The organism is Amycolatopsis sp. NPDC104863 (genome assembly GCF_055582965.1).
In genome coordinates this window covers 403,404-418,626 of sequence record NZ_JBVJOW010000008.1, presented here as the reverse complement: position 1 = coordinate 418,626, position 15,223 = coordinate 403,404, and the positions used below count along the sequence as shown (strand labels likewise).

General features: G+C 73.5%; 14 protein-coding genes and 1 pseudogene. 3 read left to right on the top strand and 12 right to left on the bottom strand.

Annotated elements, in window-relative coordinates:
• Positions 1–11 precede the first annotated feature (11 nt).
• The 3 genes and pseudogenes from ACZ63J_RS38070 to ACZ63J_RS38060 form a co-directional block, all read right to left on the bottom strand.
• A complete protein-coding gene (locus ACZ63J_RS38070; protein WP_465407250.1) occupies positions 12–1,133 on the bottom strand; it encodes a M20 family metallopeptidase in 1,122 nt (373 codons plus the stop codon).
• Positions 1,130–2,608 (bottom strand): annotated as a pseudogene (locus ACZ63J_RS38065) (amidohydrolase family protein); the annotation flags it as partial. The gene ACZ63J_RS38070 and the pseudogene ACZ63J_RS38065, both read right to left, overlap by 4 nt.
• Before the next feature lie 85 nt (positions 2,609–2,693).
• Positions 2,694–3,335: a TetR/AcrR family transcriptional regulator gene (locus tag ACZ63J_RS38060; RefSeq protein ID WP_465305737.1), complete on the bottom strand. Its 642-nt coding sequence runs from the start codon at positions 3,333–3,335 to the stop codon at positions 2,694–2,696.
• Between the two features lie 132 nt (positions 3,336–3,467).
• Here ACZ63J_RS38060 and ACZ63J_RS38055 point away from each other — a divergent pair, with 132 nt between their 5' ends.
• Positions 3,468–3,896: a DUF6010 family protein gene (locus tag ACZ63J_RS38055; RefSeq protein WP_465305739.1), complete on the top strand. Its 429-nt coding sequence runs from the start codon at positions 3,468–3,470 to the stop codon at positions 3,894–3,896.
• A gap of 21 nt (positions 3,897–3,917) precedes the next feature.
• Entirely contained in the window at positions 3,918–4,118 is a 201-nt protein-coding gene (locus ACZ63J_RS38050) for a hypothetical protein (RefSeq protein WP_465305741.1), read from the top strand.
• On the opposite strand, the gene ACZ63J_RS38045 is transcribed toward ACZ63J_RS38050, so the two are convergent.
• Together ACZ63J_RS38045 and ACZ63J_RS38040 are read right to left on the bottom strand one after the other, a co-directional pair.
• Positions 4,119–4,283: a hypothetical protein gene (locus ACZ63J_RS38045; protein ID WP_465305743.1), complete on the bottom strand. Its 165-nt coding sequence runs from the start codon at positions 4,281–4,283 to the stop codon at positions 4,119–4,121.
• A 240-nt stretch (positions 4,284–4,523) separates the two neighbouring features.
• Positions 4,524–5,726, bottom strand: coding sequence for an MFS transporter (locus tag ACZ63J_RS38040; protein WP_465407252.1), 1,203 nt, complete (start codon positions 5,724–5,726; stop codon positions 4,524–4,526).
• A gap of 70 nt (positions 5,727–5,796) precedes the next feature.
• Between ACZ63J_RS38040 and ACZ63J_RS38035 the strand changes: the two genes are divergently transcribed.
• Positions 5,797–6,765: an ArsR/SmtB family transcription factor gene (locus ACZ63J_RS38035; RefSeq protein ID WP_465407254.1), complete on the top strand. Its 969-nt coding sequence runs from the start codon at positions 5,797–5,799 to the stop codon at positions 6,763–6,765.
• Here the strand turns inward: ACZ63J_RS38035 and ACZ63J_RS38030 are convergent.
• The 7 genes from ACZ63J_RS38030 to ACZ63J_RS38000 are packed head-to-tail and all read right to left on the bottom strand — an operon-like array spanning position 6,762 to position 15,221.
• Positions 6,762–7,988 carry a hypothetical protein gene (locus tag ACZ63J_RS38030; RefSeq protein ID WP_465439834.1) on the bottom strand — a complete coding sequence of 409 codons (1,227 nt, stop codon included), beginning with the start codon at positions 7,986–7,988 and terminating at the stop codon, positions 6,762–6,764. The genes ACZ63J_RS38035 and ACZ63J_RS38030 overlap by 4 nt on opposite strands.
• A 47-nt stretch (positions 7,989–8,035) precedes the next feature.
• Positions 8,036–8,851, bottom strand: coding sequence for an HpcH/HpaI aldolase/citrate lyase family protein (locus tag ACZ63J_RS38025; protein ID WP_465407258.1), 816 nt, complete (start codon positions 8,849–8,851; stop codon positions 8,036–8,038).
• Positions 8,848–10,056, bottom strand: coding sequence for a CaiB/BaiF CoA transferase family protein (locus ACZ63J_RS38020; RefSeq protein ID WP_465407259.1), 1,209 nt, complete (start codon positions 10,054–10,056; stop codon positions 8,848–8,850). Before ACZ63J_RS38020 ends, ACZ63J_RS38025 begins: the two co-directional genes overlap by 4 nt.
• Positions 10,053–11,900, bottom strand: a complete 1,848-nt coding sequence (locus tag ACZ63J_RS38015) for a formylglycine-generating enzyme family protein (protein ID WP_465407261.1) — start codon at positions 11,898–11,900, stop codon at positions 10,053–10,055. The genes ACZ63J_RS38020 and ACZ63J_RS38015 overlap by 4 nt, the downstream gene beginning before the upstream one ends.
• A complete protein-coding gene (locus ACZ63J_RS38010) occupies positions 11,897–12,784 on the bottom strand; it encodes a ribokinase (RefSeq protein WP_465407263.1) in 888 nt (295 codons plus the stop codon). Before ACZ63J_RS38010 ends, ACZ63J_RS38015 begins: the two co-directional genes overlap by 4 nt.
• The gene (locus tag ACZ63J_RS38005; protein WP_465407265.1) at positions 12,781–14,070 is read right to left on the bottom strand and encodes an ADP-ribosylglycohydrolase family protein; all 1,290 of its coding nucleotides are present in this window, start codon (positions 14,068–14,070) and stop codon (positions 12,781–12,783) included. The genes ACZ63J_RS38010 and ACZ63J_RS38005 overlap by 4 nt, the downstream gene beginning before the upstream one ends.
• Positions 14,067–15,221 carry an ADP-ribosylglycohydrolase family protein gene (locus ACZ63J_RS38000; RefSeq protein WP_465407267.1) on the bottom strand — a complete coding sequence of 385 codons (1,155 nt, stop codon included), beginning with the start codon at positions 15,219–15,221 and terminating at the stop codon, positions 14,067–14,069. The genes ACZ63J_RS38005 and ACZ63J_RS38000 overlap by 4 nt, the downstream gene beginning before the upstream one ends.
• Positions 15,222–15,223 lie beyond the last annotated feature (2 nt).

The window sequence follows — 15,223 nt, the reverse complement described above, 5'->3', positions numbered from 1 at the left end:
GCCGGGCCGGGTCACCGTTGTCCCGCACCGGATTCACCCGGCGCGTTCGTCGGCGCGGACGAACTCCGCTGCGCCAGCACGGTTTTGGTGAGGGCGGTGAGCAACGCGGTGCGCCGGGACAGCTCCGCGACGACGACGTGCTCGTGGTCGGCGTGGGCTCCCCCGCCGACCGCGCCGAGGCCGTCGAGCGTCGGAATCCCCAGCCCCGCTGTGAAGTTGCCGTCCGACGCGCCGCCGACCGCGGCCTCGGTGAGCGGCCCGCCGGCGAGCTCCTGCGCGAGCTTGAACAGGTCTCCCGACGCCTTCCCGTCCAGGGGCGGCCGGTTGATGCCGCCGGTGATGCGGATCCGCGCGCCGGCCAGCACCGGTTCGAGGCTCCGCACGGCGCGGTCGACGCGGTCCTGTTCGGCGGTGTCCCACACCCTCGCGTCGACGGCGACGCTGGCGGCGGCCGGGACGGTGTTGGTCGTCGTCCCGGCCGTCAGCGCGGTCGGCACGACGGTGGTCCCGCGGCCGGGGTCGGCGAGCGCGGCCACCGCGAGGAGCTGGTGGGCGACCTCGATCCCGGCATTGATCCCCTTTTCCGGCTCGAGACCGGCGTGCGCGGCGCGGCCGTCGACCTCGATCCAGTACCGGGAAACCCCTTTGCGGCGCGTCTTCAGCGCACCGCCGTCGGCCGAGGCTTCGAGCACGAAGACCGCGTCGCAGCTTCGCGCCTCCTCCTCGATGAGCGGGCGGGACAGCGGTGAGCCGATCTCCTCGTCCCCGGTGACCAGGATCGACACGCCGGCGCGGTCGGGCAGCGCCGCGACGGCGTGCAGCGCCATCACCACACCGGCTTTCATGTCGAAGCAGCCGGGTCCGCGCAGGACGCCGTCCCGGACCTCGAACGGGTGAGTGCGCAGGGAACCCAGTGGCCACACGGTGTCGTGGTGGCCGAGCAGCAGGACCCGCGGCGGGCCTTCGCCGAACCGCCAGCGCAGGTGTGTGCAGCCGTCGGTGACGATGAAGTCGGGTTCGGCGCCCAGCAGACGACGGCCGACCCCGGCGACCACCTCGGCACTGCGCGCGACGGCTTCGTGGTCGTCCGACGGCGATTCGCAGCGGACGAGCGTCTCGATGTCGTCGATCACCGCGGCTCACCTCGCAGCGGCCGGCCGGGCAACGCTTCGGTGTCGAGTTTTCCTTCGCTCACAACGGGAACTCCGGCGACGAACAGGTGCCGGACCCCGGCCGAGGGCCGCGTCGGGTCGGCGTAGGTGGCGGTGTCGGTGACCGTCTCCGGGTCGAGGACGACGATGTCCGCGTCGGCGCCGGCGCCGAGGTGGCCCTTGCCGCGGGCCGCGGGCGCGACGACATCGAGAATCCGGGACGGCAGGGAGGAGCAGCGGCGGAACGCCTCGAGCCAGCTCCAGGCGCCGGTTTCGCGGACCATCAGCCGCAGGGTCTTGGTGAAGGTGCCCGCGGTCCGCGGATGCGTCGTGCCGCGCGGCGGCAACGGCCACTCGGTGCTTTCGGAACGGCCGTCCGGCCAGTACACCGGCATCGCGTCGCTGGCGACCACGGCGTCGGGGAACGCGAGAGCCTGGTGCAGCAGGCCGCGTTCGCGGGGATCGGTTTCGTCGAGGAACTCCAGCAGGCACGGCGCGCCCGGGTCTTCTCGGCGCAACTGGCGAAGACGGGCTTCGTCGTGGACGCGTTCGCCGGTCTCCAGGATGACCACGCTGGACGGCTTGAGCCCCTTCATCCGCAGGCGTTCCGGGTCGATGAACGCGGCGCCGACCGCGGTGCTGCCCGCGCCGTACGGGTAGGCCTCGACGGTGACGCGGGAGCCTTCGCCGCGGGCGGTTTCGAGGGTGGCGAGCACGCGGTCGATGTGCTGCCCGGAGGTGCTGTTGACGTGGCAGTGGTGCATCGCGGCGCCGGTCTCCCCCGCGGCCGCGACGACCTCCACCGAGCCGTCGACCGGGATGGCCGGGTCGACCTCGACCAGCTCGCGGACGTGGGTGTAGGTGGGCACGCCGGCCTTCGCGGCGAGGTGCGCGACGGCGAGGAACTCCCCCGGTTCGGTCGCGGGCGCGTAGCCCATGAGGATGCCGATGCCCAGGGCGCCGTCCGCGAGCTCGGCTTCGAGCAGCGAGAGCCACGCGGCGAGCTCGGTTTTGCTGGAACTGCGTTGCCACCGCGGGTTTCCCAGCACGGCCAGTCCGCTGGCGATGCTCGCGTCGGGCGCGATGTCCGCGAGGACCTGGGCGCGGGCGGCGCCCCAGGAGGCGGAGAAGCCGTAGTGCAGCGGCCGCCCGGCCGCGGCGGCGTCGGCGTAGGCCCGCTCGACGGGCATCAGCCCGGCTTCGAGGTCGAGGGCGGTGGTGACGCCGTCCATCGCCTGCAGCCGCTGCCCGGCGATGGAGTGCACGTGGCTGTGCAGGTCGACGAAGCCCGGCCCGACCACGAGCCCGGTGACGTCGACGACGGTGGCGTCCGGCGCCTTGAGGTCCGGGCCGACGGCTTCGACCCGGTCGTCGTTCAGGAGGACGTCGGCGATGCCGTCGAAGCCGCTCCCGGGGTCCACGACCCGGCCGCCCCGCAAGAGTGTCCGCATCGGGCTGACGTTAGGAGGATTGAGGGCGGCGCCGTTCGTGCGCGCCGACGAACCGCGGCGGTGGGATTGATCCGCGCGGACGAACCCGAGTTCAGGATGCCGGGGTCACCGGGGCCAGCAGCAGGCCGGTGATCGCGTCGATCAGCCCGGAACCCGCCTCGTCCCAGCTCGCCCGGGGAGTCGCCATGCCCTCGGCCAGCGCCCGCTCGCGCTCCGCCGTCATGTGGATCATCAGCTGGCGGGCCATGTCACCGCGCTCCGCCCGGACATCCGCCGGGAGTCCGTCGAGGCACCGGTCGAGCCCCTCGACCGCGCGGGACAGCGCAGGTGACGACAGCGACTCCTCCGCGATGATCTCCCGCAGCGCCGGGTCGGTCATCACCTGGGCGCTGAAGCGGGCGAACCACGTGGGCGCGCCCAGCTCGCGCAGGTACGTCGTGCTCGGGCGGACCAGGCAGGCCACCCAGTCGCGCAGGTCGCCGTCCCCCTCGATCGCCTCGACGAGGCCGGCGCGCAGCCGTTCGATCCGCTCGGAGTGCTTGCGGACGATCGCGCGGACCAGGTCGACCTTCGTGCCGAAGTGGTAGTTCACCGCGGCGTTGTTGCCCTGCCCCGCGGCCTCGCTGATGTGCCGGTTGGACACCGCGTGCACCCCGTGCTCGGCGAAGAGCCGCTCCGCCGTCACGAGGATGCTTTCCCGCGTGGCACTCGCGCGGTCCGCCTTGACGTTCATCCGAACCACCTGGTCAGCCTGGTCGTTTACCGGGCCTCACCTTACGGAGCCGTCCGCGGTGGCGGGAATCCGGTGGACCCTGGCCGGACAGCCACTGGCCGGTCCCGGCCGCGGTTCCTACCGTCGATGCCCATGATCGCCATCCTGGCGCCGATCCTGATCGGCCTGCTCTACGTCCTGCTGAACTCCCTCGTCGCCGAACCGCACCGGCGGAAGCTCAACGCCGTGGTCGTGGCCGGCGCGGGCGCCGCCTACCTCTCCGGCGGCGCGCTCGGGCCGTGGGAGGTCGTGTTCTGCGCCGTCATGGCCTACCTCGGCTTCCGCGGGCTCGACTCGTGGACGTTCATCGGCATCGGCTGGCTCCTGCACACCGGCTGGGACGTCGTGCACCACCTGAAGGGCCAGCCGATCCTGCCGTTCGCCCACGACTCGTCGTTCGGCTGCGCGATCTGCGACCCCGTCATCGCGATCTGGTGCTTCACCGGCGGCCGCTCGGTCACGGCGGAGCTGCGCTCGCGGTTCCGGCGGGTTGGCGCGCCGGAACCGCGGGTACCCCGGTGAGCGCCGACCCGAGGAGCCACCATGAGCGCAGACGTCGAACGCGCCGCGCACGCCTTCTGCCCGCGGTGCCACCCCGACCCGCAGCCGGGTGAGGTGCTCACCGCCCTGTGCGGGGCGCGGCACTCCTACTGGGGCCGCCGCGACCAGCGGGTGAACACCTGCCCGGCGTGCGTGACCCTGGCGGCCGCGAACGTCTACCGGTGCGGCCACCCGGGCGCGTAGCTACCCGGCGGACGCCCCCCGCACCGGGACCATGATCACGAACTCGCGGCGCGAGTGCCGGATCGTGTGCCGCACCTCGCCGGTCGCCGCGAACACCTTCGCCGCGCGGATGACCACCACCGAAACCGGGGCGGCCCGGAACTGCGGGCCGCCGGCCCGGCTCATCCCCGCGGGGACGACCCGGGCCCCCGCGAGGGGTCCGGCGGCGCCTCTTCGGACGCGGGCCGCCCTCCCGGCACGACGGCCGACGCGAGCAGCGTGACGAGCGGAACCCAGGTCCGGATCGTCCTGCGCATTGTTGCCTCCCCTGTGACGTGACGCGGCACAGCGTCACCGCAGGGTCGTGTGCAAACCTTGCGGGTTTTCTGCATCACGCTGGTCCGGCGGCCGGAAACCGCCGTTTCGTCACAGTGTGTGTTCGCTCGGCAACGCGGTTTCCGCCCGCAGCGTGCGCACCAGCACCGGCGCCGCGGCCAGCAGGGCGACGCCCCGCACCGCCGCCGCCACCAGGTACGGCGCCCGCAGGCCGAGAGCGTGCGCGACCAGGCCGCCGGTCAGCGTGCCGAGAGGGATCAGGCCCCAGCCGACCAGCCGGTACACGCTGCTCACGCGGCCGAGCAGCACCGAGGGCACCCGCTGCTGCCGCAGGCCCACCGACACGATGTTCCACAGCGTCGTCGCGAAGCCGTTCACGGCGAGGAACCCGCCGAGCACCCAGGCGTCCGGGCTCAGGCCGATGCCCGCGAACGCGCCGATGTTCACGGTCAACGCCGTCAGCAGCGCCGGCAACGCCCCGAGCCGCGCCACCACCCGGGCGTTGACCAGGCCGCCGAGAACACCGCCGAACGCCGCCCCGGCGAGCAGGAGGCCGTACCCGCGCGGGCTGACGTGCACGACCTGCGTGGCCAGCAGCACCAGGGTCGCGTACGCGAGCTGGCCGCAGAACGTGTTGACCCCCAGCAGCACCGCGAGCGTGCGCAGCAGCCGGTGCCGCCGCAGCCAGACCAGCCCCTCGCGGACGGCGGACCGCGCCGGGCCGCCGTGGGTCCGCCGGGGCAGCTTCGCCACCAGCACGGCCGACACTGCGAACGAGAAGGCGTCGAGCCCGAACGGGAGGGCCGCCGCGACGCCGAACAGCAGGCTGCCCAGGGGCGGGCCGGCGAACTGCTCGGCGACCGTCGTGACCACCTGCTGGCGGCCGTTGGCGCGGGGCAGCAGCGGCTTCGCGACCAGGTCCGGCAGGATCGCCTGGGCCGCGCTGGTGAACACGACGTCACCCGCGCCGAGCCCGAACGCGAGGACGGCGAGGACCGGGATCCCGATCGCGTCGCAGGCGACCAGGACGGCGGTCACGGCGACCAGCACCGCCTGCGCCGCCTGCGCGCGCCACATCAGGCCGGCCCGGTCGTGCCGGTCGGCCAGCGCGCCCGCGGGCAGGGACAGCAGCAGCCACGGCAGGTACGCGGCGGCCGAGACCAGCGACACGAGCCGCGGGTCGTGGGTGATCGTGACGGTCAGCAGGGGCACCGCCGCGGTGAACGCGCCGGTGCCGAGGTGGTCGATGCCGGTGGCCCACCAGAGCCGCCGGTACGCCATCGGCAAGGTCATGGCCGGAAATCCTCGGGGCGGGCGCGGACGCCCGGACAGCATTCAGCCCACACCTACATACTCGGGAACCATGGGCCTGACGATCGAACTCGGCGTCGCGGAGCTCGCGGCGACCCGCTTCGCGATCTCCCCGCTGTCAGAGACGGTCGCGTGCCTGCAGCAGCTGGGCGGGCGCGAGCGGCAGGCCAGCGCCCTGCCGTGGCTGCGCTGGGCGGAGGACGAGCTCGCCCGCGCGCCGCTGGACTTGCCGTGGACGTGGCCGCTGATCGTGAGCGACCGGCCCAACTGGCCGGAGTTCCTGGTCCCCGCGCCGCGCGGCACGGGTCCGTCCATCGAGGACGATCTGGCCGCGCTGCGGCGGACGACCGCGCGGCAGGTCCGGACCAGCCTCGGGCGGGTGTTCGGCCCGGACCTGCGCGGCACCACGGCCGAGCTCGCCGAGCGGCCGGCCGCCGGGCTGAAAGCGATCGCCGGTGAGCTGCGCCGGGCGCACGACCGGCTGCTCGCCCCGCACTGGCCGAGGATCCGGGCCGTCCTCGACGCCGACGTCGCCCACCGCGCGCGGATCCTGGCCGCGGGCGGCGCGGAACGGCTGTTCGGCGGCCTGCACCCGGACCTGCGCTGGGCCGGCGGAAAGCTGTACCTGACCGGCGACCGCCTGGTGAACCGCGGTCCCGGCGGGCTCGTCCTCATCCCGGTCGCGCTCGGCTGCGCGCACGTCCTGGTCAAGCGGAGGACGTCCACGCAGACGACGGTCCGCTACCCCGCCCGCGGCCGGGGCGCCCTGTGGACCGCGGGCACCCGGCCCCCGGCCGAGGGCACGGTCCGGCTGCTCGGCCGTCCCCGCGCCGCGCTCCTCGAGGCGCTGCGCTCCCCCGCCACCACGACCGACCTGGCCCGCGCCCTCGGCGTGACGCCCAGCGCGGTGTCGCAGCACCTGGCCGTCCTGCGCGAAAACGGCCTGGTGGAACGGGAACGGGCCGGGCGCCAGGTCCTCTACCTGATCACGGCGCTCGGCACGTCCCTGCTCATCGGCTAGCCCAGCGAGGACAGCGGCACCGCGAACACCGCCCGCCCGCACGTCTGGCCCTGCGCCTTGCAGTCGGCGGTCGACCACTCCGACTGCGACCACACCAGCCCGGTCGACCAGTCGTAGGTGAGCGCCTCCGGGTGGACCGCCCAGCAGGCCGCCGTGGACCCGCAGGTCGCCGACGTGCTCGCCGCGGTCGTCTGGGCCCAGAGCTGGCCGTTGAGCGTCGCCGAGCTGTGCGCGACGTACCACTTGCCGTTGTGGGACAGCACGCCCTGCATGTTGCCCACGGAGCTGCGCAACGCCTCGATCGCGGTCCCGGTCAGCAGGTAGTCCGTGCCCATCGGGTAGCGGTAGAGGCGGCCGTGGAGGCTCTGGTCGGAGAAGTACTCCGTCGTCACCAGGCTGGCCGGAGTGGTGCTGCGGTCCAGGGAGATCGAGGAGAAGCACGGCACCCCGGTGTCGGAGGCCATGCTGCAGGTGCCGCCCGCGTAGCTGTAGTAGCCGACCTGCATCATCGCGTACTTGTAGGTCCACGCCGCGTACCCGCCGGCCGTCTTGCCGATCGTGTTCGACGTCGTGTCGGTCAGCTGCAGGATGTGCTTGGTGCTGAAGACGCAGATCGCGGTCGAGGTGTTGCCGACGGCGGTGACGTAGATCTTGTCGCCGTGCCAGGCCATCCCGCCCATGTGCGCCTGCGCGCCGGAGAAGCTGCTGCCGGTGCTGTTCGGCACGGCCAGGTACATCATCCGGTGGGCGGCCGAGGCGGGGTCGTTGTAGTTGACCACCTGGATCCGCGCGTCGTTGTAGCGGCCGAGCGCGTCGGTGCCGTGCCAGCCGGACAGGATGATCTTGTCCGCGCCCCACATCCCGTCGTCGTCGGCGTCGCCGGAGGTCGTGATGCCCTGCGGGACCCAGGTGGTGCTGCCCGCGCGTTCGGCGTCCCAGCACAACGACTTCGCCGCCACCGGCGCCTTGGGCAGCGCGGCCTTCTCGGCGCTCGTGCAGCCGGTCATCGCGTAGCTGGGGTCGTTGACCACGGTGTTGAGGCTGACGTTCGGCAGCGCGTTGTCCAGCGCGGTCAGCGCGGCGGCCGGTGTCGCGTGCCAGACGAGGTTCTGCTTGGCCGTCGTGGTCAGCGGGTCGCTGTAGGCGGCGCTCGCCGTCCCGGGCAGCGCCAGCGCGCCGGCGACCACGGCCAGCGCGAGGAGGAGGACTTTCGGAGTTCGCATGGCGGCATTACGCCGGACGCGGGTCCAAAATCCGTACAACGATCGTACTAGTCGGCCAGCGACAGCACCGTCCGCGCCTGTTCGACCATGGCGACGTCGAGGAAGGTCCCGTCGGCGAGGGCGATCGCGCCGACCCCGGCCGCCGTCGCGCCCGCGACCCGCTCGATGACTTCGCGCGCCCGCGAAACCTCTTGCGGGGTCGGCAGGAACGCCGCGCGGATCGTCGCCAGCTGGACCGGGTGGATCGCCGTGCGGCCGCGGAACCCGAGCGCCCGGCCCGCCCGGCAGGACGCCGCCAGCCCGTCGAGGTCACGGACGTTCGCGTACGCCGACATTGCGGGCGGCGACAGCCGCGCCGCTCGGGCGGCGACGATCACGCGGCTGCGCGCCCAGGTCAGCCCGGCGTCGTCGGCCACGCCGAGGTCCGAGCGCAGGTCCGCCTCGCCGAGCCCGATCGACGCGATCCGCGGGGACGCCGTCGCGATCTCCAGCGCCCGTTCGACGCCCAGCGCCGACTCGATCAGCGGGTGCAGCGCCCGGCCCGGCACCGCGGCTACGACGGCCAGGACGTCCTCGGGCGACTCGACCTTCGGCAGCCGCACGCCCACGTCGAGCGGCAAGTGCGTGACCGCGGCCAGGTCGGCTTCGTGCCACGGCGTGCTGGGGTGGTTGACCCGCACCTGCACCGGACGCGCCGGCGAGGCGAGCAGCTCCAGCACGTTCGCCCGGGCTTCGTCCTTGCGCGCCGGGGCGACCGCGTCCTCGAGGTCGACGAGCACGACGTCCGCCTCGGACGCCAGCGCCTTGCGCACCCGGTCCGGCCGGTCGGCCGGGGCGTAGAGGAACGTCAGCGGCGGGCTCACACCGCACCCCGGTCCCGCAGCTCGGCCACCCGCTCCGGCGAAAATCCCAGCTCGCCCAGGACCGCGTCGGTGTCGGCGCCGTGCGGACGTCCGGTGAAACCGATGACACCGTCGTGGCCCGAGAGCCGGAACAGCGGGCCCTGCATGAGCATCGGCCCCAGCTCGGGGTCGTCGATCTCGTGGATCGTGCCGAGCGCGCGGAACTGCGGGTCCTCCACGATGTCGGCGGCGTCGTAGATCGGCGCGACGGCCGCCTGCGCCGCCTCGAACGCCGTGACGACCTCGTCGCGCGTGCGCTGGCCGATCCACTTCCCGACGGCCTCGTCGAGCTCGTCGGCGTGCCGCGCCCGGTCGGCCCCGCTGGCGAACCACGGCTCGTCGGCCAGGTCCGGCCGCCCGACCATGCGGACGACCCGCTCGGCGATGGACTGGGCCGACGTCGACACCGCGACCCACTGCCTGTCGGCGGTGCGGTAAGTGTTGCGCGGCGCGTTGTTGGTCGAGCGGTTGCCGGTGCGCGGCTGCACGGTCCGCAGCTGGTCCCAGCGCGTGATCTGCGGGCCGAGCATGGCCAGCATCGGCTCGATGATCGCGGTGTCGACGACCTGCCCGCGTCCGGTCTGCTCGCGCGAAGCGAGGGCGACCATGACCGCGTACGCCGTGGCCAGCGACGCGACGCCGTCGGCGAGCCCGAACGGCGGCAGCGTCGGCGGGCCGTCCGGCTCCCCGGTGGTCGCGGCGAACCCGCTCATCGCCTCGGCGAGCGTCCCGAAGCCGGGCCGGGTCCGATAAGGACCGAGCTGCCCGAAGCCGGTGACCCGCGCGAGCACGAGCCGCGGGTTCCAGTCCGCCAGCTCGTCGTACCCGAGCCGCCAGCGTTCCAGGGTGCCGGGCCGGAAGTTCTCGATGACGACGTCCGCCGTGGCGGCCAGCGCGAGGAAGACCTCACGGCCGCCTTCGCTGCCGAGGTCGGCGGTCACCGTGCGCTTGTTGCGCCCGAGCGTCTTCCACCACAGGTTGACGCCGTCCTTCGCGGCGCCGTGCGTGCGCGAGGGGTCGGGTTTGCGCGGGTGCTCGACCTTGATCACCTCGGCGCCCATGTCACCCAGGTGCATCGCGGCCATCGGACCGGCGAAGAGCGTGGACGCGTCGACGACCCGCAGGCCTGCCAGCGCCCCGGCGGCGGGATCACGGGAGACCGTCACGCCGTCACCTCCCAAGCGCACCGGAAGCCGACGGTCGCACTGCGTGCGAGGCCGAAGCCCGGAAGCAGGAGCTTCACGGTGTAATCCGGTTCGTGGCGGCCGCCTTCGACGTACCATTCGGAGCCTTCGGCCCGGTAGTCGCTGCCGCCCTTGAGCATCACGAACCGGGTCCGGCCGTCGGAGTGCTCGCTTTCGGTCCAGTTCCACACGGCCGGGGTGCCGCGGCGCAGCCGCTCCCCCGCCAGCTGCCATTCGTCTTCGGTCGGCAGGCGGCCGCCACGCCAGGCGCAGTACGCGCGGGCGTCGTCGAGGTCGACGTGGGTCACCGGCTCGTCCGGGGCTCCCGGCTGCCTCGGCTCCTGACCGGTGGCGGCCAGGAACTCCGCGTACTGCGCGTTGGTCACTTCGGTGACGCCGACCGCGACGGCCGTGGCCAGTTCGCCTTCGCGCTGCAGGGTGCGAGCGTCGTGCAGCCGCGGCGGGAGCGGCTTCCATTCGTCCACATAGGGCGCACCCTGGTACATGCCGGTCTCGCGGGCGCGGTACCGGACGGTCAGCACGTACGGCCCGGCTGGGACGACAACAGCTTCCGGCTCGGGTGTTCCGGTGGTCCTTTGTAGACTCACTCGGGTCGCGATCCGGTGCGGGAAGCGGGCATCCGGGTCGTGGGGCAGCTCCGGGAGGTCGGGCCGCCACCCTTCCGTGGTGGCGCCGATCCCCCGCGCCGGTACGCCGCCGAGGAGGTCGATGCCGGGCAGCGGGCCGTGGTAGTCGGTGTCACCGCGGTTGACGAACGTCCAGAGGATCTTGCCGTCGAGTTCCCACTTCGACGCGTAAACACCGGCCGCCTCCGCCTCGGGCTGCAGCTCGGCGAGAGGTGTCCACTCGCCGTCGAGCAGCAGGTCCTCGGCGGCACGCTGAACGGCGACCATGCGGCGCACGGTGGCGGCGTCGCGCGGTGACCAGCCGACCCACACCCCGAAGACGACCTCCCACACCATGACCCCGACGCCGTTGAGCCACGCGGACTGCAGCTCTTCGGTGTGGTCGCGGTGCCAGCGGCGGACGTGGTGCTGCATGTGCCGGCGCTCGTACCAGTGCGCCCGCAGGACGCCGGGCACGGGCGAGTCGGCGAAGAACTGGGCCCACGACGCCGCGTGGTCCTCGATCCGCTCGACCGCCAGCTTGGACTCGCCTTCGAGCACGATGCCCGGCCGGGCGGCTTCCAGGCGCTCGACGAAGTCCGGTTCGGCCTTCTTGAGCGTGTCGAGGAAAACGCCGTCGGCCTGGAGGTCGGCGACCAGGGAGGCGAGTTCGGTGAGGTCGTCGTCGCCGCGGCGGGTGCCGACGTCCCAGGGGTTGTAGTCGACGAAGACGTGCAACCCCTGCTCGTGCAACGTGGCGACCAGCTCGGTGAGACCGGGGACGTCGCGGTAGAAGTCCCACTGGTTGCGGTCGTCGAGGCCGATCACCGGGTAGGCGTGCCAGAGCACCACGGCGTCGAGTCCGCCGAAACGCTCCCGCGCGTCGGCGAGGAAACGCTCGGGGGTGAACTTGCGCCCTTCGAAGGAGTAGAGCAGTTCGTCCCACAGCCAGACTTGGGCGACGGTGTGGCAGGTCGCGGCCCACGCCCCGCCGGGACGCTCGTAGGCCGCGCCGGTGTAGGCGTGCCGCTTCCGGGCGTCTTCGCGCCACGCGTGCAGCTTCTCCCGCCACGCGGGCCGGTCGGCCGGGTCGGCGGGCGCGGCGAAGATTTTGGCTTCGTCCAAATCGGACAGCGGGCCGCGCACCTCGGTGGGCCGGTCGATCGGCCGCGGCACGAGCGGGTCGAACGTGAAGGTCATCGTGGTTTTCCTCCGACCGCCAGCGCGGCGACCTCGACGGCGGTGGGCACGGCTTCCTGCGCTCCGGGCCGGGTGACGGCCAGCGCCCCGGCGGCCGACGCCAGCCGCGCGGCGTCGGGCAGGTCGCGCCCCTGGGCGAGCGCGGCCGCGAGCACCCCGCAGAACGTGTCGCCGGCGCCGGTGGTGTCGACGGCGTCGACGCGGATCCCGGGCACCCGCACCGGGTCGTGGTCCTGGCGGAGCACCACACAGCCTTCACCGCCGAGGGTGACCACCACCGCGGGGACACGCTTGAGCAGCGCTTCGGGCTCACCGGCGAGGTCGGCGGCTTCGTGCTCGTTGACCACGAGCAGGTCGACGGCCGCCCACAGCTCGTCCGGCAGTTCCCGCGACGGCGCGGCGTTGAGGATCAGGAGAGCGTCCGCCGGCCGCGGCGCGGCGGCCGCGGCCACGACGTCGAGCGGGATCTCCAGCTGAGCCAGGACGACGTCGGCTTCGGCGATCCGTTCGGCTTGCGCGGCGCCGATCCGGACGTGGTCGTTCGCCCCGGGAGCGACCACGATGGCGTTCTCACCGTCCGGGGAGACGGTGATGAACGCCGTCCCGGTGGGTGCGTCGGCCCGTTCGATCAGATCGGTCCGGACGCCGGCCCCACCGAGGGAGACGAGGATGAGGTCGGCGGCTTCGTCTTCGCCAAGCGCGCCGACGAAGGTGGTGTCGGCACCCCCGGCCCACGCGGCGGCGACGGCCTGGTTCGCGCCTTTGCCACCGGGACTGCGGCGGAGTCGGCCGCCGAGGATCGTCTCCCCGGCCTTGGGCGGCCGAGGCGCGTCGACAACCAGGTCGACGTTGGCCGACCCGACAACCACAACCTTGCCGGTCATGACACCTCCGCCAGGGCAACTGTGCGGGCCGCCAGGTCCTCGATCCGCCGCTCCCCTCCCGGCAGCGACGTCGCGATCCGGCCGTCCAGCGGCTTCGCCCAGTACTCGTCCACCCCGCTCAACGCACCCACCACGCCGCCGACCGTCGCGGCCGCGGAGTCGGTGTCCCAGCCCGCCGTCACCGCGATCGCGATACTCGGCCCGAACTCCCCGGCGCCCTTGGCCAGCGCGTAGGCGATCACCGCCGCGTTGTTGAGCACGTGCACCCAATGCAGCTCACCGTAAGCCGCGTGCAGCCGGTCGAGTCCACTTCGGACATCGCCGGAAACCGCCGCGTCCCGTCCCAGCTGGACGGCCGAGGCCAGCGCGCTGCCCGGCGGGATCACCGACGCCGCCGCGTCGAGCACCTCGTCCATCGTGTCGCCCACCATCGCCGCCGAAGCGAGGGCCGCCGCCCACATCGCGCCGTACACGCCGTTGCGCGTGTGGCTCAACCGGGCGTCCGTCCACGCCAGCCGCGCCGCCGAACGGACGTCGCCCGGGGAGATCCAGCCGAACACGTCCGCGCGGATCAGCGCGCCGATCCACTCCCGGAACGGGTTGTGAAAGGTCGCGGTGTCCGGACGCGCGTCCAGCAGGTTCCGGTACGCCGCCCGCTCGGCCGTGAACACCCGGCCCGCCGGGAGGTTGTCCAGCCACAGCTGCGCGACGTCGTCGGTCGTGAAGTCCCGGCCGTGGGACTCCACCAGGGACAGTGCGAGCATGGGGTAGTTGAGGTCGTCGTCCTCGGGCATCCCGGCGATGTTCTCCTCGAGCGACGTCGGGGCCGACCGCCGGTTCCACGGCCACCGCGCGGCCACCTCGGCGGGCAGGCCCACCGCCGTGAACCAGCCCGCGAGCGGCCAGCGGCCGGTCGCGCGGAGGATCTCCTCGATGCCGTCGCGCGGGATCTTCTCCACCGGCTTGCCGAGCAGGCACCCGGCGGCCCGGCCGGTCCACGCCCCGAGCTCGCGGCCACGGGAGCCACGCGGCAGCGAAGGCGCGGCCGGCAGCCCCAGCTCGTCCCACGACGGCTCGGCGGAAGCCACGGAAAGCTCGTCGAGCAGCTCCCGGGCCAGCGCCCGCAGCTCGGGACGCGCCGGGCCCGCACCACTCACCGCCGGCGCCGGGTCACCGCCGGCGGCGACCCACCGGTCCCGCGCCGCGGTGACGTCCTTGCCCTCCGCGCGGGACTGCACCAGCTCGTGCGGGAGCAGGTCCTCGGGCTGGGCCCAGGTCAGCCTCACGCCGTCTCCTCGAGGAACGCGGCACGCGCCTGCGCCCGCTTCCGGTCGGCCCGCAGGATGTCGGCCGCCGCCGAGGCCAGCAGGTGCCCGGTCTCCCGCAGGTCCATCCGGCTGGCGTCGCCGACGTCGTCGACCCAGTCCTTCGGCACGACGGCGGTCCCGCCGAGCCCGGCGCAGATCGCCGCCGCCATGACGGCGATCGAGTCGGCGTCACGGCCGTAGTTGACGGCGGCGAGCACCGCCCCGCGGAAGTCGCCCCGGTGCGCGAGCACGAACGCCAGCGCGGCGGGCAGCTCCTCGATGGACTTCGTCCGCGACGGCCGCCTCGCGTCGAGGGACATCTGCCGGTAGTGCGGTCCCACCGAGTCGAACGGCGCGACCGTCTCCCGGACGAGCGCGGCCAGCTCCCGTTCTTCGGTGTCGGTGGCCGGGGGGACGGCCCGGCCACCGAACTCTGCGACGACGGCCCGCAGCGCCGCCGCGGTCCCGTCGTGGGCGACCTCCAGCGCCGCCGTGACGACGTCGTCGAGCGACGCGCCCGGCGAGACCGCGGCCGCGACCATGGCGGCCAGCACGCCCGCCGCCTCCCTGCCGTAGCTCGACTGGTGCGCGGCGGTCAGGTCGATCGCCTCGGCGTACGCGGCCCGCGGGTCACCGGCGTTCACCACGCCCACCGGGGCGACGTACATCGCCGCACCGCAGTTGACCACGTTGCCCACGCCCGCTTCCCGCGGGTCGACGTGTCCATAGTGGAGTCTGGCGACGATCCACTTCTCCGCGAGGAACACCCGCTGCAGCAGCAACGCCGTCGACTCCAGCTCCGGCACCCAGCGCGGCTCGCCGATCATCAGCGGCACCAGGTCCTCGGCCATCGCGTACGCGTCGAGGTGCTCACGGCGCTTCGCGTACACCTCGACCAGCGCGCGCGTCATGAGGGTGTCGTCGGTGACGTGCCCGTCGCCCTTGTGGTACGGCGCGATCGGGCGGGCGTCGCGCCAGTCGGCGTACCACGGCCCGACGATGCCGGTCACCCGCCCGCCGTGCCGCTCTTCGATCTGCTCGGGCGTCCACCCCTCGGTGGCGCCGCCGAGGGCGTCCCCGACGGCCGCGCCGGTGATCACCGCGACGGCCCGGTCTTCCAGCCAGGTCAAGA